This window comes from Curvibacter sp. AEP1-3 (assembly GCF_002163715.1).
Classification (GTDB): domain Bacteria; phylum Pseudomonadota; class Gammaproteobacteria; order Burkholderiales; family Burkholderiaceae_C; genus Allorhodoferax.
On sequence record NZ_CP015698.1, the window covers coordinates 882,000 to 900,375 of the forward strand.

The window sequence follows — 18,376 nt, forward strand, 5'->3', positions numbered from 1 at the left end:
GTTGATTAACTGTAATCCGATTTCTGGGGAGCTGGACCGAAGTTTTCGCTTTCCCCTACAGATCTACGGGCTCGCTGACACATTTCAATGGGTGCCCCGCTTTGTGGGCCGCTTCGAGAACTTGATCGACCTTGGTTGCCGCAATATCTTTTGGGTACACACCACAGACACCCCGCCCATCCAAATGGATTTTGAGCATGATCTGGGTCGCCGCTTCCAAGTCTTTGCCGAAAAACTCCTGGATGACCACCACCACGAACTCCATGGGTGTGTAGTCATCATTCAACATGACCACTTGGTACATGGAGGGAGGTTGAACGCGCTGGGACAAGCGCTCCAGTACGACCGTTCCATCATCGCCGCCGGCAGGGGGCGGCTTCACAGCAGGAGGTTTGGGGATGTTTGTAGCCATGAAATGATTTTATCGAGCAAGACAGCAAGCCCCGCCGTTGTAGGACAAATGAGGCGTAAACATGTGTTTTCAATGGGTAATGTAAAAACCGCGTACAACGTGCGCTGTACGCGGTTTTTACGGCTACAGGTCAAGGAACCGTTGCGCTTACATGTTGTCGATCATGACTTTGCCAAATCCGGAGCAGCTCACTTGTTGGGCACCGTCCATCAATCGGGCAAAGTCGTAAGTCACTTTTTTGCTTGCTATCGACTTTTCAATCGATCGGATGATCAGGTCTGCAGCTTCCTTCCAACCCATATGGCGCAACATCATCTCTGCGGAGAGAATCTCTGAGCCCGGATTGACATAGTCTTTGCCCGCATATTTGGGGGCAGTGCCGTGGGTCGCCTCAAACATCGCCACCGTATCGGAGAGATTGGCGCCCGGCGCAATGCCGATACCTCCCACCTGAGCGGCCAAAGCATCGGAAATGTAGTCGCCGTTCAAATTCAAGGTGGCAATAACGCTGTATTCCACCGGCCGCAAAAGAATTTGCTGCAGGAATGCATCTGCAATGCTGTCCTTGATGATGATGTCTTTACCCGTATTCGGGTTCTTGAACCGGCACCAAGGGCCGCCATCAATCGGCTGGGCGCCGAATTCACGCTGCGCCAAGGCATAAGCCCAATCGCGGAAGCTGCCCTCAGTGAACTTCATGATGTTGCCTTTATGAACAATGGTCACATTGGGTTTGTCATTGTCAATTGCATACTGAATTGCCTTGCGGACCAAACGCTCTGTGCCTTCTCGGGACACTGGCTTTACACCCAGACCCGAGGTCTCGGGGAAGCGGATTTTCTGGATACCGAAGTCCTCCCTCAATACCTTGATGAGCCGTTTAGCTTTCTCGGAGCCCGCCTCAAATTCAATACCGGCATAGATGTCTTCAGAGTTCTCACGGAAAACAACCATATTGGTCTTCTCCGGCTCCTTCAGGGGGCTGGGAACGCCCTTGAAATACTGGATCGGACGAAGGCACACATACAAATCCAACTCTTGACGCAGCGCTACGTTCAATGAACGGATACCTCCACCGACCGGGGTTGTCAGCGGACCCTTGATAGAGACCAAGTAGTCACGCACAACGTCCAATGTTTCCTGAGGCAACCACACATCAGGACCATAAATACGCGTTGCCTTTTCGCCTGCAAAGATTTCCATCCACTCGATCTTGCGAGTGCCACCGTAAGCCTTTTCCACAGCAGCATCAACGACCTTCAACATGACAGGCGTAATGTCCACACCAATGCCGTCACCCTCGATGTAAGGAATGATCGGGTGATCGGGCACATTCAATGTCTTGTCGTCATTGGCAGTTATTTTTTGACCTTGCAACGGTACCTGAATATGCTGATACATAAGAACTAAGCTCCGGTTTCCCTGGATGTCGTCGACGAATGAATTACTCTCAAGGCTTGGCGGCCTCCAAGTGCAAATTGAGATTTCATTCTAGTTGTAAAGTAAGCGACCGTAATTCATCCATGGCCCACAATCAGGGCTCAATCAATTGCCAGTTTGTATGGCCTCTGCCGAATGAAACATCTGAAACTGTTACTTGCGGCGGCACTGCTTGCCGCAACCGCTTTCTCTGGGGCGCAAGAGGCCCCTCAAATGGATTTGCCCCGCATCAAATTGGGTGCAGGTATGTACCAGATAGAAGCCCAAGTAGCCCGCACTTCAGATCAGCGTACTATCGGCCTGATGTACCGCAAAGAGATGCCGCAATACGAAGGCATGCTCTTCGTCTTTGAGCAACCGTCTGGGCTCTGTTTCTGGATGAAAAACACATTGATACCTTTGACCGCAGCGTTTATCGCAGACGATGGCAGCATCGTGAATCTTGCGGACATGAAGCCTCTAACGACCGACTCTCATTGCGCTTTGCGTCCTGTGCGCTATGTGCTCGAAATGAATCAGGGTTGGTTCGCCAAACGTGGATTGAAAGCCGGCACCAAACTAACAGGTGCGCCTTTTGAATCCCGCTCTCAGTAGAAACGCCACTTCAACGGCTTAAAAACGCAAAAAGGGCGACAGGCCTAAGTCTGCCGCCCTTTTTGATGCGACCCATGCAGGCTTATTAGCCTGCATCAGGATTACACCGCTACCGAACCGAGCGCTGCGTTCAAGGTTGCGCTAGGGCGCATGATGGCGTCCAGCTTGGCGGCATCGGGCAAGTAATAACCGCCGATATCCACTGCATGGCCCTGAACGGCAGCCAATTCTGCAACGATGGCAGACTCTTTCGCTGCGAGCTCCTTCGCCAACGGTGCAAACTGGGCTGCCAAAGTGGCATCTTCCGTCTGGCTCGCCAACTCTTGTGCCCAGTACAAGGACAAGTAGAACTGGCTGCCACGGTTGTCCAACTGACCTGTCTTGGGAGACGGGTTCTTGTTGTTGTCGAGTAGTTTGCCGGTCGCAGCGTCCAAAGTTTTGGACAAAACCTTGGCCTTGGCGTTTCCGGTTTTCAGACCCAAATCTTCAAGAGACACCGCCAGAGCAAGGAACTCACCCAAGGAATCCCAACGCAAGTGGTTTTCTTCCACCAATTGCTGCACATGCTTGGGGGCCGAACCACCCGCGCCGGTTTCGTACATGCCGCCACCCGCCATCAAAGGCACGATGGAGAGCATCTTGGCCGAGGTGCCCAGCTCCATGATGGGGAACAAGTCTGTCAAATAGTCGCGCAAGATGTTTCCGGTTGCGCTGATAGTGTCCAGACCACGAATCACGCGCTCAAGTGTGTAGCGCATCGCACGTACCTGGCTCATGATCTGAATATCCAGACCAGTGGTGTCGTGCTCATGCAAGTACATCTTGACCTTGGTGATCAACTGAGCTTCGTGAGGACGGTAAGAGTCCAGCCAGAACACCACGGGCATGCCGGAGTTACGGGCACGGTTGACTGCCAGTTTGACCCAATCACGGATGGCAGCATCCTTGACCTGGCACATACGCCAGATATCGCCCGCTTCCACGTCCTGGCTCAACAGAACTTCACCCGTCGCCAGATCAGTGATGTTGGCAACGCCGTCTTCAGTGATTTCAAAAGTCTTGTCGTGCGAACCGTACTCTTCGGCTTGCTGGGCCATCAAACCCACGTTGGGTACGGTACCCATAGTCTTGGGATCGAATGCACCATGCCACTTGCAGAAGTTGATCATCTCCTGGTAAATGCGGGCAAAGGTGGATTCAGGCATCACAGCCTTGACGTCCTTCAGGCGACCGTTGGCGTCCCACATCTTGCCGCCGTTACGGATCATGGCTGGCATGGAAGCATCCACGATGATGTCGTTGGGGGAGTGGAAGTTGGTGATGCCCTTGGCAGAGTCGACCATGGCCAACTCGGGACGGTGCTCGTGGCAAGCATGCAGGTCACGCTTGATTTCGTCTTGCTTGCTTTGGGGCAAAGTGGCGATCTTGCCGTACAGGTCCGCCATGCCGTTGTTCACATTCACGCCGAGTTCCTTGAACAGGGCGCCGTGTTTTTCAAATGCATCCTTGTAGAAAATCTTGACGCAGTGGCCGAACACGATGGGGTGGGACACCTTCATCATGGTCGCCTTGACGTGCAGGGAGAACATTACGCCGGTCTTGCGTGCATCCTCAATTTCACGTTCATAAAACTCCAGCAATGCCTTTTTGCTCATGAACATGCTGTCGATCACTTCGCGATCCAGCAAAGACACTTTAGGCTTGAGCACAATGGTCTGACCGCTCTTGGTGATCAATTCCATCTTCACGTCCCGTGCGCGGTCCAGGGTGATGGACTTTTCACCATGGTAGAAGTCCCCATGGTGCATGTGCGACACGTGTGAGCGTGATGCCTGGCTCCACTCGGCCATGCTGTGGGGATTTTTGCGAGCGTATTCCTTGACAGCCTTGGGTGCGCGGCGGTCTGAGTTACCTTCACGCAAAACGGGGTTCACGGCGCTGCCTGTGCACTTGGAATAGCGGGCACGAATCGCCCTTTCTTCATCCGTTTTGGGGGCTTCAGGGTAATCGGGGATTGCGTAGCCCTTGCTTTGGAGTTCCTTGATGCAAGCTACCAACTGGCCCACAGAAGCACTGATATTGGGTAACTTGATGATGTTGGCATCCGCTTGCAGGGTTTTCTTGCCCAGTTCCGTCAGGGTGTTGGGAACCTTCTGATCATCTTTCAGGAAGTCAGAAAACTCGCCCAACACGCGGGCAGCCACAGAAATATCCGACTCCACGACATTAATGCCTGCTGGTGCAGTGAATGTCCGGATCAAGGGCAAAAAGGAAGCAGTGGCCAGACGGGGAGCTTCGTCGGTCAGTGTGTAGATGATGGTCGGTTGCTGGGTGCTCATCTCTTATCTCCAAAAAATGATGTTTTGTTGCTGCCCTATTTATGGAAACTGGCAGCAATCGCCGGATAGTGCGTGATTGTGCTTTCAGTGGTCTGACCCGAAATGCAATTTTTGCAATGCATTACCGCAATATGAAATTTAATACCGCCTCAAGGAAATTATTTTCCTTGTGCAGCGCAGCATCGCCATAAAAAAAGGCCCGAAGGTTGCCCTCCGAGCCTTTTTGGACTGCAAGAAAATCAGGCGAAATTCTTGGCCGCAAAGTCCCAATTGACCAGCTTGTCGAGGAATGTTTCGACAAACTTGGGGCGCATATTGCGGTAATCGATGTAGTAGGCGTGTTCCCAAACGTCGACGGTCAACAAGGCCGTGTCAGCCGTAGTCAGGGGGGTGCCCGCTGCGCCGGTGTTGACGATGTCCACAGAACCGTCGGCCTTTTTCACGAGCCAGGTCCAGCCGGAACCAAAGTTGCCCACTGCAGACTTTACGAACGCTTCCTTGAACGCTGCGTAGGAACCCCACTTCGCGTTGATGGCAGCAGCCAATGCACCTGTGGGTTCGCCGCCGCCCTGAGGCTTCATGCAGTTCCAGAAGAAAGTGTGGTTCCAGATCTGGGCTGCGTTGTTGTACACGCCACCGCTGGACTTTTTGATGATTTCTTCCAGAGACATGCTCTCGAACTCAGTGCCTTTTTGCAGATTGTTCAAGTTCACAACATACGCGTTGTGGTGCTTGCCGTGGTGGAACTCCAGCGTTTCCTGGGAGTAGGCGGGTGCCAGTGCATCGATCGCGTACGGCAGTGGGGGCAAGGTGTGTTCCATGAAATCCTCGTAGTGGGTGGGTTAATGACAAAACTGATTGTAGAAACTAATTGAGACGGATTGCTTGAACCGATAGATCAACCGTACCGTCGGAGAGGGTTGCATGCACCTGCTGGCCGGGCTCCAAGCTTTGAACCCCCGTGACAGCCACCCCCTGTTTATCGGTTAACCAGGCGTAGCCGCGCTTCAAAACCAGAGAGGGATCCAATAGGCCGAGCCGTAGCTCGGCTCGCTGCAAACGCTCCGCTTGGTCCCGCGACCATGCCTGCCGAACGCTCGGCAACTTCAAGCCTAGGGCTTGACTTCGCGCAGACTCTGCCCTGACTTGCGCAGACGAAGCGCTGCGCAAACCATGCCCCAAACTTTGCAAGCGCATGGCATGGGCCGCCACCAACCCGGAGGGGCGTCCGGCTCGCGCTGCCACCCGGTCCAAGCGCTGGGATTGCGTATCCAACACCCGGTGTGTCGCACTCGCCAAGCGGTCCATCAGCAAGTTCGCAGCCGCTTCGCACACCGCGCCAGGGGTTGCCACCAACTCCGCTGCGGCAGTAGGAGTGGGCGCGCGCATATCCGCCACAAAATCAGCAATGGTGAAATCAGTTTCATGCCCCACCCCACTGACGACGGGCACCGGGCTTCCACTGATCGTCAATGCCAGTTGTTCGTCATTGAAGGCCCACAGGTCCTCCATGGAGCCGCCGCCTCTCACCAAAAGAATGACATCCAGCGGAGTGCCCCGGCCGTCGACATCAACCGCGCGTGACATCAAGGCCTGCAGAGACCGCACCAACTCACTGGGTGCCGCGTCCCCTTGCACCGCAGCTGGAGCAAGAAACACGGGAATGTGCGGCACGCGCCTGCGCAAAGCGGTTGCCACATCATGCAATGCGGCCGCGCCCAGAGACGTCACCAAGCCAATACTGCGCGGCATGGCTGGCAAGGGACGTTTGCGGGCCGAGTCAAACAGCCCCTGGGCCTCCAAGCGAGCCTTGAGGCGCACAAATTCCTCAAACAAGGTTCCTTGCCCTTGGCGACGCATGCTCTCCACGATCAACTGAAGGTCGCCGCGCGGGCCGTAGATATCCAAACGTCCGGAAACCTCGACCAACTCTCCATCCCGAGGCGCAAAGTCAAGGTTTGTGGCAGCACGCTTGAACATGGCGCAGCGGATCTGCGCGTCCTGGTCTTTCAATGAGAAATAGCAATGTCCGCTGGCCGCGCGCGAAAAGCCGGATATCTCACCGGTCACGCGCACGGGGTTGAACCGGGCATTCAGCGTGTCTGCCAGTGCCCTGCAAAGTGCATCCACCCGCCAAACACGGCGCAATGCGTTGGCGTCTTCCATCATGGTCGCTCCAAGGGAAAAAACAGGGCGCGCGCGCCGGAGCGATGCTGCAAAAATGTCATGAACGTGCACCTCATAAGCGCGGAAGTATGCCCTCTGCAGCAGCATCCCACCCGCAGTCCCTCAAGTTGTCACACTTTGGGCTTTGCTAAACCACAGCAAGCCAAGGCACTGGGCCATAATCCGCAAGCTTTCAACTGCGCGGAGATCCCCTTTTGTTTTCCATCATTCAAGCTGCCGGCTGGCCGATCTGGCCCCTGATTGCCTGCTCCATCCTCGCTCTGGCCATCATCATCGAGCGCTTTATCAGCCTCAAAACTGCCAAAGTGGCGCCTCCCCGCTTATTGGATGAAGTACTGAGCGTGACCAGAACATCGGTACCGGGCCCGGATGTGGTGAGCCAGCTGGAGAAGAACTCCGCCTTGGGCGAGGTGCTTGCCTCCGGTTTGCGTGCCGTCAATAGCGACCCGCATTGCTCGGAGGACGACCTTCGCGCCACCATGGAAGGCGCCGGCCGGCTGGTTGCGCAGCGACTCGAAAACTACCTGACTGCGTTGGGAACAATCGCGTCCGCAGCGCCGTTGCTAGGCTTGTTCGGCACGGTGGTCGGCATGATAGAAATCTTTGGCTCGCAAGCACCTGGCAGCACAGGCGGCGGAAACCCTGCGCAATTGGCACATGGCATCTCGATTGCCCTCTACAACACCGCCTTCGGCCTGGTGGTCGCCATTCCTTCCCTGATTTTCTGGCGCTACTTCCGCGGGCGGGTGGACGCTTACCTGCTCACGTTGGAGTTGAGCTCAGAGCACCTGGTCCGTCACCTCAAGTCGCTGCGTAAATAAGGCCCGGCCATGAACTTCCGCCGCCGACATCAGGACGAGCCCGAGATCAATCTCATCCCGTTCATTGACGTGCTGCTGGTGGTGCTCATTTTTTTGATGCTCTCCACCACGTACAGCAAATTTACAGAACTCCAACTCAAGCTACCCGTTGCTGATGCGGATGCCCAGCGCGATTACCCCAAAGAGCTGATCGTGGCGGTCAGCGCTGACGGTGCTTACAGCATCAACCGCCAATTGCTGGCCGGTCGCAGTCTGGACAGCCTGTCTGCCGCGCTTACTGAAAACGCAAAGGCAGGCAAAGACACCGTGATCATCATCAGCGCCGACGCCAGCGCCCGGCATCAGGCCGTAGTAACGGTAATGGAGGCGGCACGCCGCGCGGGCTTGAACCAAATCACTTTCGCGACCCAGTCTTCCGGCAACGCCGGCAAATAAAGCATGGCAGCAGCGCTGCAAGCAGCCATCACACGGGCCTGGCAAGGCCGCGGCGCACTGAGTACTGCCTTGCTGCCCATTTCATGGATCTACGGAGCGCTGACGGCGGTGCATCGCTGGACCTACGCCATCGGTCTGAAACGCAGCGAAAAGCTGCAGGTTCCCGTGATCGTGGTGGGCAATGTGATCGCGGGCGGGGCCGGAAAAACCCCCACGGTGCTGGGCGTGGTAGCCCACCTTCAAAACCTGGGTTTCAAGCCCGCCATCATTTCTCGAGGCTATGGCGGCAGTCACCAGTCACCCACCGTGGTCGCAGACGCAAGTACAGCCCACGATGTGGGCGATGAGCCCTTGCTGTTGTGGCGATCGTCCGGTGTTCCGGTGGTAGTGGCGCGTGACCGCGTCTCAGCTGGCAAGCTGCTCTTGCAGACCCATTCGGACATTACCCACATCGTGTGTGACGACGGCTTGCAGCACTACCGGCTCTTTCGTGACCTGGAAGTTTGCGTATTTGATTCCCGCGGCTTGGGCAATGGACGTTTGCTTCCCGCAGGCATGTTGCGGCAACCATGGCCCCGCACACCGGTGACCGCAGTCGGGCAATCCACCCAAGGACTGATGGTGTTGAAGACCGGTCAGTCCGACCTGGACGGGCACTTGGCAACGCGTGTCTTATCGGAAACCGCCATCAATGGACACGGACAAACCATAGCGCTCGATGCGCTCCGAAAATCCGGGACTCCTCTTCACGCGATTGCGGGGATTGCGCAGCCGGACAATTTCTTCAGGATGCTGCAAGCGAAGGGGTTGGATCTCCAGACAACTGAGGGGCTACCAGATCACTATGATTTTGATAGCTACTCGCGCAAATCTGACGGGCGCGAAGTGCTTATTTGCACAGAAAAAGACGCAACCAAACTGTGGCGACACCGTCCGGACGCATGGGCCGTGCCTTTGCTACAAACCTTGCCCCCGTCGTTTCTGGCGGCAATGGACCAAGCGCTCCTGCCCCAGCACACTCCACCGGTATCATCCCCCCATGGACACACGACTCATTGAATTGCTGGTTTGCCCCGTCACCAAAGGGCCTTTGGAATTTGACCGCGAGAAGCAAGAACTGATTTCGCGAAGCGCCCGCTTGGCCTACCCGGTACGGGATGGCATTCCCGTACTACTGGAAAACGAAGCGCGGGTGCTGACTGACGCGGAACTGGACGCCTGAGCATGACCTACACGGTCCTCATCCCCGCCCGCTTGGCGTCTACACGGCTGCCCAATAAGCCTCTGGTGGACATCGCCGGCCTGCCTATGGTGGTGCGCGTGGCTCAGCGCGTCAAAGCGGGACTCGATGCATCCATCCGTGTGGTGGTGGCCGCCGACAACGCCAGCATTGTTGCGGCCTGTGAATCCCACCAGATTGAATGCCTGCTGACGCGGGTGGATCATCCCTCCGGTAGTGACCGCTTGGCAGAAGCCTGCAGCTTGCTGGGGCTCTCAGATGACGCTGTCGTAGTTAATGTGCAGGGGGATGAGCCCTTGATCGACACCGGCTTGGTCTCCGCAGTGGCCGACCTTCTCCAGGCCCACCCGCATGCCACCATGGGCACCGCCGCGCATGCCATCCACGACGTTGCCGACTTCAAGAATCCCAATGTGGTGAAGGTGGTCACCGACGCCAGCGGCTTGGCCCTGTACTTCAGCCGCGCGCCTATCGCGTGGTGGCGTGATGGTTTTGCCAATGGCATTGATACTTTGCCGGATCCAGCCCCTCTTCGCCATGTGGGCATCTACTCCTACCGCGTGGGCTTTTTGAAGACATTTCCCACCCTCCCCCAGGCCCCCATCGAAGTGGTGGAGGCGCTGGAGCAGCTGCGTGCCATGTGGCACGGCCACCGCATTGCGGTGCACGTCAGTCCTACGGCACCCGGCCCCGGTGTGGACACCCCCGAAGACCTGGAGCGGGTGCGCCGTCTGATCCAAGACAAAGGCTCCATGGCTGTGTAGCGTCTGTAAGTTTGATGCCGGTGAGGGCGTGATATTCTCTTGAGCTAATCGCCCGTCATAAAAGAGCGCGCTGAACAAGGCGCCCACGGAGACGCGCTGGCTTTTCATTCAATCCGAGGTATTCATGAGACTGATTCTGTTGGGCGCACCAGGCGCTGGCAAAGGCACGCAAGCAACTTTCATCTGCCAAAAGTACGGGATTCCCCAAATCTCTACCGGCGACATGCTGCGTGCCGCCGTGAAAGCCGGCACGCCCTTGGGCCTGCAAGCCCAAGCCGTCATGGCCTCTGGCGGGCTGGTCAGTGATGAACTCATCATCAACCTGGTGAAAGAGCGCCTGACCCAACCTGATTGCGCCAACGGATTCCTGTTTGACGGCTTCCCCCGCACCATTCCCCAAGCCGACGCGATGAAGGCAGCCGGTGTTGCGTTGGACTACGTGGTGGAAATCGATGTGCCATTCGAGGCCATCATCGAGCGCATGAGCGGCCGCCGCTCCCACCCGGCTTCGGGTCGTACCTACCACGTGAAATTCAATCCGCCCAAGGTGGAAGGCGTGGACGACGTAAGCGGTGAGCCCCTGATCCAGCGCGATGACGACAAGGAAGAAACTGTCAAAAAACGCTTGGAGGTCTACAGCGCGCAGACCCGACCTTTGGTGGAGTACTACTCCACTTGGGCAAAAAACGAGCCTGCGGCTGCACCACGCTACCGTGCCATCAGTGGTATGGGCGATGTAGGCGATATCACTGCACGCGTTCTGGAAGCCCTGTCCAAATAAGCATGGACCTCTCGCAAAAAAAAGCCGCGCAAGCGGCTTTTTTTACGTTAAAAGCTCCAGTATTAATTGCACCCTTGCCTTGACCGCCGAAAGGCCGGGATAGGTCCTGAAACCCTGCGGCAAAGCGCCGCTGCGTACGACCCCACTCTTGGAACACCGGCTGGCCAGCGCGATCTGAATGCCACTTGCCGCAGCATGCTCCAAGGCAGATCGCATGCTTGCATTCACCGTGCCATTACCTGTGCCTGCAACCACTATGCCCTTCAAGGGTGACGCTGCAGCTGCAGACGTTGCGCACAATGCATTCACGAGTGAATCACCCGCGCCGGCATAGTTCATCACGATTTCAACCCGCGGTGCCTGCACTGCCCCTGTATCGAGTGCAAACACCGACTTGGGTTTTCCTTCCGCAGGCAAAGGGGACTGACACCAGCGCACACGCCCCTCCTCCACCCATGCCAATGGCCCCGCATCACCGGAATCAAAAGCGTCGACGCGGTAGGTATGGGCTTTTTGGACATGTTGTGCCGCGTGCACAGCACCCGCACAAACCGCTAGCACTCCAGTGCTGCGGGAATCCAAAGCTACAGTGACAGCATCCAGAATGTTTTGCGGACCATCCGGAGTCAACGCAGTTGCGGGTCGCATGGCACAAGTCAAGATCACGGGCTTGCCACGCCCCACCCCGGAGAGGCAGAGATGAAGGAAAAAAGCCGTTTCCTCTAGGGTGTCCGTTCCATGGGTGATCACGATGGCTGCTACAGACTGATCGGAAAGGTGCTTCACACAGGCCTGCTGCAAAGCCAACCACACGGACCACTCCATGTCTTTGCTATCTATTTGCGCAATTTGCTCGCTAACGAGATCACAGCCCTGCAGGCGGTCGGACATCCCCGGCACAGCCCCCAGTAAATCGGCAACGCTCACCTCGCCGGCTTTGTAACCCACATTGTCCGAACCACTGCTCGCCCGACCGGCAATCGTGCCCCCTGTGCCCAAAACCACGACTTTTCTGGAAGTCATACACCCTCGCTTGCCAAAATCAAAAAACTGGTTGAAAATACAGTTACTGGATAAGAAAACAGTGTGTATAGACAAACAGCCCCATCCAGAACTCAAGGAGCCAGTATGCTTGAAAGTCCGAAACTCACTGCCCGCCAGCAACAGATTTTTGATCTGATTCAAAGCGCTATCGCCCGAACGGGTGCGCCGCCCACGCGTGCAGAGATTGCCAGTGAGCTCGGCTTCAAATCCGCCAATGCGGCCGAAGAGCATTTGCAGGCCTTGGCGCGCAAAGGTGTTATCGAACTTGTGAGTGGTACCTCACGCGGTATCCGGCTCAAGAGCGATGCGTTGCGCTCCATTCAGGAATCACGGCTGAAGCAATTCTCACTACCCTTGCCAGGCCTTGCGCAATTGGCGCTTCCTCTGGTCGGACGTGTAGCAGCCGGCTCACCCATCCTTGCCCAGGAGCATGTGGATCAAACCTACTACGTGGAGAACAGCCTGTTTCAGCGTCAACCGGACTACCTGCTGAAGGTACGCGGCATGTCCATGCGTGATGCCGGCATCATGGACGGCGATTTGCTGGCGGTGCAGGCTACGAAGGATGCCAAGAATGGACAAATCATCGTGGCCCGCTTGGGGGAAGAAGTAACGGTCAAACGTTTCCGCCGCAACAAGCACCTTATCGAGCTCCATGCTGAAAATCCGGACTACCAAACCATCGTGGTTGAACCGGGTGAACCATTTGAAATTGAAGGTCTCGCCGTAGGCCTGATTCGTAACACCATGTTGATGTGAACGGGAGCGAACCATGACCATAAGTACCCTCGCCTTCAGTCTGCTGGAATGCGTCCTTCCGCTGAAGTGGCTCGCCGGAGATCACCCAAAATCCCGGTACCACACAGCCGTAAATCACAAAAGCCCGACACATGCGGCACAAAATGCTACCCCTTTTGTAGCAGCTGACGCATACCGCACGGGCGCCAACGCCCTCTCACCCTTAAAGCCGACCCCTTTGCGTATCGTGCGAGTCATTGAACGCGGGCACTCCCGCGGCAATGTGGGACGTATGGTCATTTCAGGTCGCATGGCAGATGTATGCGCGGAGCTTGATCGCCTCGCTGCCTGCGAAGCCGCCTGAACAGCCGGACAGTCAATCCCGCACCCTTGCGTCACCGCAAGGCACAATGTCGTCTATGAATATAGTGATTCTCGACGATTACCAGGACGCAGTGCGCAAGCTGAATTGCGCCTCTAAGCTCGACGCCTACCAGGCTAAGGTATACACCAACACCGTCAAAGGACTTGGGCAACTCTCCGTCCGCTTGAAGGACGCAGACATCATCGTCCTGATCCGGGAACGTACACAGATTACCCGCGCCCTCATCGACAAGCTACCCCGGCTGAAGTTGATCGCCCAAACGGGCAAAGTGGGGGGGCATCTGGATGTGCAGGCTTGCACCGAAAAAGGCATCGCCGTCGCTGAAGGCGTAGGCTCACCAGTCGCTCCTGCAGAACTCACATGGGCCCTCATCATGGCGGCGATGCGTCGCTTGCCACAATACATTGGCAACTTAAAGCATGGCGCCTGGCAGCAGTCCGGCTTGAAAGCCGGTTCTATGCCGCCCAACTTCGGTATCGGCAGCGTTCTGCGCGGTAAAACACTGGGGATCTGGGGCTATGGCCGTATCGGTCAACTCGTTGCGGGCTATGGCAAAGCATTTGGAATGCACGTCGTAGTTTGGGGAAGTGAAAGCTCCCGCGAGAAGGCAGCAGCTGATGGTTACGCAGCTGCTGCAGACAGGGAGTCTTTTTTCTCGCACTGCGACGTTGTCTCTGTGCATTTGCGCCTGAACGACGCTACCCGAAACATCGTTACATCAGCTGATTTGGCTTGCATGAAGACAACTGCGTTGCTAGTCAACACGTCACGCGCTGAGCTGATAGAAAACGATGCATTGATTGGCGGCTTGAACCGTGGGCGGCCGGGAATGGCTGCCATCGATGTGTTTGAAGCAGAACCCATTCTTCAAGGTCACGCTTTGCTGCGCTTGGAAAACTGTATTTGCACGCCACACATCGGCTATGTGGAGCAGGACAGCTATGAGCTGTACTTCGGCGCCGCCTTCGATAACGTAGTCAACTACATCAAGGGAACACCGTCCAACATCATCAATCCAGGCGCTTTACAGGTCCGTCGTTAAAGCAACGGCTGGCCCAAGGATTCACTCAACGCGGAGGTTTACCCGTCGCAGGTGCAATTCCGGAGATATCAAAGTCAATCAGATTGTCCGCCGCTGGGCTGTCCGGTACCAGGACCATGTCCGGCATGTCCAACTCAAGGTCCACTTCCTGGGACGTTTGCGTAATGGTAGGCAACGCAACCTCAATCGGACCCGTGGAGGTAGCTTGTGCCGGAACGTCCTTGGCTGCAACCTTGCTCGCACTGAATGCGGCTGGTGCACCGTCCAATGCATTGACCAGACGGCTACCAATCGCGTGAAGCAACAACAACTCTTTGAAAGCGTCCAGCTCGAACTCCAGATGGGCCGCACTATCGGGTTGACGCACCATACAAGTTTCCAGGAAGTCGAGAGCCTCTCGAGAAGGCCATAGCTTCACCAGGTGCGCGCATAACTCAGGATAGGCCTCCAGGCCCTCACCTGACTTCAGGAAGTCGCTGTAACCCGGAACTTGCCCGGTGAACACGGCGTTGAATTCTTCGCGGTAGCGGTCAAATTCGTCCTTCCGGCTCAAGGTGTGGAATATCTTCAGCAGATCTAGGCACACCAGCGGATTGAAGTCGACCGAATCAGCAACATGCCCCTCCAAAAGTTCAATGGCATCCTCGTACTGCCCCAAGGTCATGAAGAACTCGGCTTGCTGGCGGATGTCCAACATCTCTTGGGTGTTTATCGCGCGGAGGCTACCCGACAGGCTGTTGGAGAAATCACGCAAACCCATCAACCGCGATGACCTGGGGCTTTGCAACACTGGTGTAGCCGCCACATCCTGAGAAACAGACACCTGCATCGCTTTTTCTGATGGCAAGTCAAAATCAAGCTCAAGATCTACACCGAGGGCTTTCGGTGGTGCAGTGACTTTGGAAACAGCGGTATCAACGCTCACATTGGCTTGACTGATGGCCTCTGGAACGGCATCCAGCCCTTGGGCAACTTCAGCATCCGGCTTGAACGCAGACTCGGGGCCCGAAATCGCCCCCGCCTCACCCCGCCACCAAGGATCACCTTCTGCCGCCCGTTGCTGACGGCGAATAATCCAAAAGCCCCCACCTACCATCAGCAGGATCAAGGCGCCTAGCCCGAACACCACGGGGTTCCAATAACGCTCGCTCTCTGCGCGCTGTAAGCGCTCGCTCAAATCTTTGACCTGGCGTTGGTTCTGCCCAGAAGCCTCGCTCAACTTCTGGATGCTGGCCTCCAAACTTTTGAGTCTCGCAGCGTCTTGAAGTACATCCTCCGGAGTGAGATTGAGCGCGCGCCAGAGGGCAGCGGCCTCGCCGCGTTTCTGCGCATCCTCCGTCGGTGTGCTGAGCAGCTCGGGGGTCGCCTTCAATGTGGGATCACGCTCAACCGAAAGGTCAAGCGGGGCAAGCTTGAGCCTTGCTTTACCGGAAGGGCTTGGCTTGGCTACCAGCGCCGTGGACTGAGAAGCCGACTTACTTGCGCTGACTTGGGCCTTGGGAGTTGATCTCACCCCTTCTTTGCCCACCGAAGGGGCAGACGAGTTACTGGACGGAGCTTGGGGAAGAATATCGATTTGCGCGGGTCTTGCGGGAGGATTTATCGCGGCAGAAGCGTTGTTAACAGTGGAACCGGTTGAGACTTCTGAAGCCACATCAGCCAACAATACATATCGACGTGACGCTTTAGCGCCGCAGGTTGAGCGCAAATAAACAGTAACTACCGGCTCATCGACGGGGAGCTTGGAACTGATGCGAACCTGCCATGTTTGCCCTGCCACAACGGGCTCACTGTTGACAGAAACCTTGCCGCCTTCCACTTTGTTTTCGCCATAAAAGACATCTGCCTCGAAGCAAAGATCAGACACATCCTCGTCAGGGGCCGCTGATAGGGAGATGGAAAGATTGAGAGGCTGAGCAACGATGGCCGCCCCTTTCGCACGGCCTAATGTGAGTGCGTTGCTGCTCATCGACAAGACAAGCAACATGGCCGCGAATGCGCAAGATTTGAATTTGAAAACGGGCTTCATTGTTACAAATGATTCTCGCACATCTCCCTGCAAGGTTCACGCCATGAAGTAGGAGGGAAAACTGCCCCTCAACGAGGGTTCTTCAAGCAGGCCCGCAGTCAAAAAACGAGATGCCCAAAGAACAAAGTCGGGGCGAATAGCAGAGCAGAATGGGCCCCCAACCACCCCCAGACGCCAACGAGACAACAAATGCTCCGTGCGGCGGTCCCCGGGGTGACAATTCCCACCTGCAGCTTCCGAATTCAGTCACGCAAAAGACAGGCTATGGACGAACCCATTCTTACTATCGAAGAACGCTCTGCCATTAATGGCGGACGCTGGTTTTCAACGCTTTCACCTTCACTCAAACACGACATCCTTCGATGCGCATTTGTCAAACGCTTCAAAGACGGCGACCTCATCGCTGCTCGCGGGGAACCACCGGAAGAGTGGATCGCCTGCGCGAAAGGGGCTGTGCGGGTGAGTTCGACTTCCATCTCTGGAAAGCAAATTACGTTGACCTATGTCGAGCCGGGCATCTGGTTCGGGGATGTGTCGATTTTCGATGGGGACCGGCGCACGCACGATGCATATGCCCATGGGGAAACCACGGTTCTGTGCGTCGCCAAGGCAGACTTCAAGAAAATACTGGCGACCCATGTCGAGCTTTACGAAGCAATGCTGCGTCTGCACGCGCGACGCATCAGGCAACTGTACGGCTTGGTCGAAGACCTGAACACCCTGCCACTCAGGGCGAGGCTCGCCAAACAGCTTTTGCATTTGGTGCGCAGCTATGGCGTTCCTTCGCTGAGCGACGGCAGCGAGGTTCGCATCGGTCTTCAGTTGGCCCAAGAGGAACTTGCGCAGTTGCTGGGTGCATCGCGTCAACGCGTCAACCAGGAGCTCAAAGCCATGGAACGCGAAGAGGCCATTCGCATAGAACCGGGTGGCCTGGTCATCCGGGATCGGGCTGCGCTCATGCGGGTCATCGAGTCCGACAGTTAACCCTTTTTTCCATTAACTACACACTGCACGTGCATGAGTGAATTCGATCATTTTGTAGGCACACGCAGTGTGTCAGGCTCGCATGCCTTGGACGAGGCGGCCTTGCATCAATGGCTGCTCCAACATCTCCCGGGCTACGCCGGACCCTTGGCTATCGAAATGTTCAAGGGGGGCCAATCCAATCCCACCTACAAGCTCAACACGCCCCAGCGAAGTTATGTCATGCGGGCCAAACCCGGGCCTTCTGCAAAGCTCCTTCCTTCCGCCCATGCCATCGAACGTGAATTTGCGGTGATGCAGGGGCTCAAGGACAGCGCTGTACCGGTTCCGGAGATGCTGTGTTTGTGTGAAGACGAAAGCATCATCGGGCGAGCTTTTTACGTCATGGAGTTCATGCACGGCCGGATACTGTGGGACCAATCTCTGCCCGGCATGACCCGTGCGCAACGCGCTGACATATACGACGAAATGAACCGTGTGATCTCGGCGCTTCACACCGTGCCTTTTGCCGAAAAAGGGTTGGCAAGTTACGGTAAACCCGGGAACTACTTCGAACGCCAGATTGGCAGGTGGAGCAAGCAATACGTCGCATCCATCACGCAGCCCATTCCGGAAATGGACCGTTTGATGGAGTGGCTCCCTGCCCATATTCCGCCCATGGCTCGAGATGAATCCATGGTCAGCATTGTTCACGGAGACTACCGCTTGGACAACTTGATGTTCTCCGCTGAAGATCCCAAGGTTTTGGCGGTGCTGGACTGGGAGCTTTCCACTCTGGGCCACCCTCTGGCAGACTTCAGCTACCACTGCATGACATGGCACATTCCACCCGGCGCCTTCCGGGGCATCGGTGGACTGGATCACGCAGATCTCGGAATCCCCTCCGAGTCGGACTACATCGCGAAGTACTGTGAACGCACGGGTCTGGCTACTCCAGATCAATTGAAGGCGGACTGGAACTTCTACATGGCCTACAACATGTTCCGCATTGCAGCCATCCTGCAAGGCATCGCCAAACGCGTTGAAGCGGGAACAGCTTCCAGTGCACAAGCCGTGAACTCCGCAGCTGGTGCCAAGCCACTGGCGCAGCTGGCTTGGAGCTTTGCATCCCGCAGCTGAAACCCAAACTTCCCCCGACAGA

18 protein-coding genes are annotated in these 18,376 nt (G+C 56.3%); 11 read left to right on the plus strand and 7 right to left on the minus strand.

Annotated features, from left to right (window positions below):
- Window positions 1-55 precede the first annotated feature (55 nt).
- Both clpS and icd read right to left on the minus strand, forming a co-directional pair.
- The gene (gene clpS, locus AEP_RS04190) at window positions 56-412 is read right to left on the minus strand and encodes an ATP-dependent Clp protease adapter ClpS (RefSeq protein ID WP_087494229.1); all 357 of its coding nucleotides are present in this window, start codon (window positions 410-412) and stop codon (window positions 56-58) included.
- A gap of 147 nt (window positions 413-559) precedes the next feature.
- Window positions 560-1,813, minus strand: a complete 1,254-nt coding sequence (icd, locus tag AEP_RS04195) for an NADP-dependent isocitrate dehydrogenase (RefSeq protein WP_087494230.1) — start codon at window positions 1,811-1,813, stop codon at window positions 560-562.
- 174 nt (window positions 1,814-1,987) lie between these two features.
- Between icd and AEP_RS04200 the strand changes: the two genes are divergently transcribed.
- Window positions 1,988-2,446, plus strand: a complete 459-nt coding sequence (locus tag AEP_RS04200; RefSeq protein ID WP_087494231.1) for a DUF192 domain-containing protein — start codon at window positions 1,988-1,990, stop codon at window positions 2,444-2,446.
- 101 nt (window positions 2,447-2,547) lie between these two features.
- On the opposite strand, the gene AEP_RS04205 is transcribed toward AEP_RS04200, so the two are convergent.
- The 3 genes from AEP_RS04205 to xseA all read right to left on the minus strand — a co-directional run bounded on the left by AEP_RS04205 (window position 2,548) and on the right by xseA (window position 6,954).
- Window positions 2,548-4,785 carry an NADP-dependent isocitrate dehydrogenase gene (locus tag AEP_RS04205; RefSeq protein WP_087494232.1) on the minus strand — a complete coding sequence of 746 codons (2,238 nt, stop codon included), beginning with the start codon at window positions 4,783-4,785 and terminating at the stop codon, window positions 2,548-2,550.
- 239 nt (window positions 4,786-5,024) lie between these two features.
- A complete protein-coding gene (locus tag AEP_RS04210) occupies window positions 5,025-5,606 on the minus strand; it encodes a superoxide dismutase (protein WP_087494233.1) in 582 nt (193 codons plus the stop codon).
- A gap of 46 nt (window positions 5,607-5,652) precedes the next feature.
- Window positions 5,653-6,954 (minus strand): exodeoxyribonuclease VII large subunit, encoded by a 1,302-nt coding sequence (xseA, locus tag AEP_RS04215; protein ID WP_087497174.1) that lies wholly within the window; start codon window positions 6,952-6,954, stop codon window positions 5,653-5,655.
- A 212-nt stretch (window positions 6,955-7,166) separates the two neighbouring features.
- On the opposite strand from xseA, the gene AEP_RS04220 reads away from it, so the two are divergent.
- From AEP_RS04220 to adk, 6 genes are all read left to right on the plus strand, one after another.
- The gene (locus tag AEP_RS04220; RefSeq protein ID WP_087494234.1) at window positions 7,167-7,793 is read left to right on the plus strand and encodes a MotA/TolQ/ExbB proton channel family protein; all 627 of its coding nucleotides are present in this window, start codon (window positions 7,167-7,169) and stop codon (window positions 7,791-7,793) included.
- Window positions 7,794-7,802: 9 nt separating this feature from the next.
- Complete coding sequence (locus AEP_RS04225; RefSeq protein WP_087494235.1) at window positions 7,803-8,228, plus strand: ExbD/TolR family protein; 426 nt, start codon at window positions 7,803-7,805, stop codon at window positions 8,226-8,228.
- 3 nt (window positions 8,229-8,231) lie between these two features.
- On the plus strand, window positions 8,232-9,287 hold the full coding sequence (lpxK, locus tag AEP_RS04230; protein ID WP_087494236.1) for a tetraacyldisaccharide 4'-kinase: 1,056 nt from the start codon (window positions 8,232-8,234) through the stop codon (window positions 9,285-9,287).
- Window positions 9,268-9,450, plus strand: coding sequence for a Trm112 family protein (locus tag AEP_RS04235; RefSeq protein WP_087494237.1), 183 nt, complete (start codon window positions 9,268-9,270; stop codon window positions 9,448-9,450). The genes lpxK and AEP_RS04235 overlap by 20 nt, the downstream gene beginning before the upstream one ends.
- A gap of 2 nt (window positions 9,451-9,452) precedes the next feature.
- Window positions 9,453-10,232 (plus strand): 3-deoxy-manno-octulosonate cytidylyltransferase, encoded by a 780-nt coding sequence (gene kdsB / locus AEP_RS04240; RefSeq protein ID WP_087494238.1) that lies wholly within the window; start codon window positions 9,453-9,455, stop codon window positions 10,230-10,232.
- Window positions 10,233-10,356: 124 nt separating this feature from the next.
- Complete coding sequence (adk, locus tag AEP_RS04245) at window positions 10,357-11,013, plus strand: adenylate kinase (RefSeq protein WP_087494239.1); 657 nt, start codon at window positions 10,357-10,359, stop codon at window positions 11,011-11,013.
- A 42-nt stretch (window positions 11,014-11,055) separates the two neighbouring features.
- Here adk and AEP_RS04250 read toward each other — a convergent pair whose 3' ends face one another.
- Complete coding sequence (locus tag AEP_RS04250; RefSeq protein ID WP_087494240.1) at window positions 11,056-12,036, minus strand: asparaginase; 981 nt, start codon at window positions 12,034-12,036, stop codon at window positions 11,056-11,058.
- 105 nt (window positions 12,037-12,141) lie between these two features.
- On the opposite strand from AEP_RS04250, the gene lexA reads away from it, so the two are divergent.
- Together lexA and AEP_RS04265 are read left to right on the plus strand one after the other, a co-directional pair.
- Complete coding sequence (gene lexA / locus AEP_RS04255) at window positions 12,142-12,816, plus strand: transcriptional repressor LexA (protein WP_087494241.1); 675 nt, start codon at window positions 12,142-12,144, stop codon at window positions 12,814-12,816.
- Between the two features lie 398 nt (window positions 12,817-13,214).
- Entirely contained in the window at window positions 13,215-14,222 is a 1,008-nt protein-coding gene (locus AEP_RS04265) for a D-2-hydroxyacid dehydrogenase family protein (protein WP_087494243.1), read from the plus strand.
- Window positions 14,223-14,247: 25 nt separating this feature from the next.
- Here the strand turns inward: AEP_RS04265 and AEP_RS04270 are convergent, their stop codons facing one another.
- On the minus strand, window positions 14,248-16,284 hold the full coding sequence (locus AEP_RS04270; protein ID WP_198301897.1) for a type IV pilus assembly protein FimV: 2,037 nt from the start codon (window positions 16,282-16,284) through the stop codon (window positions 14,248-14,250).
- Between the two features lie 231 nt (window positions 16,285-16,515).
- On the opposite strand from AEP_RS04270, the gene AEP_RS04275 reads away from it, so the two are divergent.
- Together AEP_RS04275 and AEP_RS04280 are read left to right on the plus strand one after the other, a co-directional pair.
- Window positions 16,516-17,235: a Crp/Fnr family transcriptional regulator gene (locus AEP_RS04275; RefSeq protein ID WP_087494245.1), complete on the plus strand. Its 720-nt coding sequence runs from the start codon at window positions 16,516-16,518 to the stop codon at window positions 17,233-17,235.
- Window positions 17,236-17,268: 33 nt separating this feature from the next.
- Window positions 17,269-18,354: a phosphotransferase gene (locus tag AEP_RS04280; RefSeq protein WP_087494246.1), complete on the plus strand. Its 1,086-nt coding sequence runs from the start codon at window positions 17,269-17,271 to the stop codon at window positions 18,352-18,354.
- Window positions 18,355-18,376: the final 22 nt, after the last annotated feature.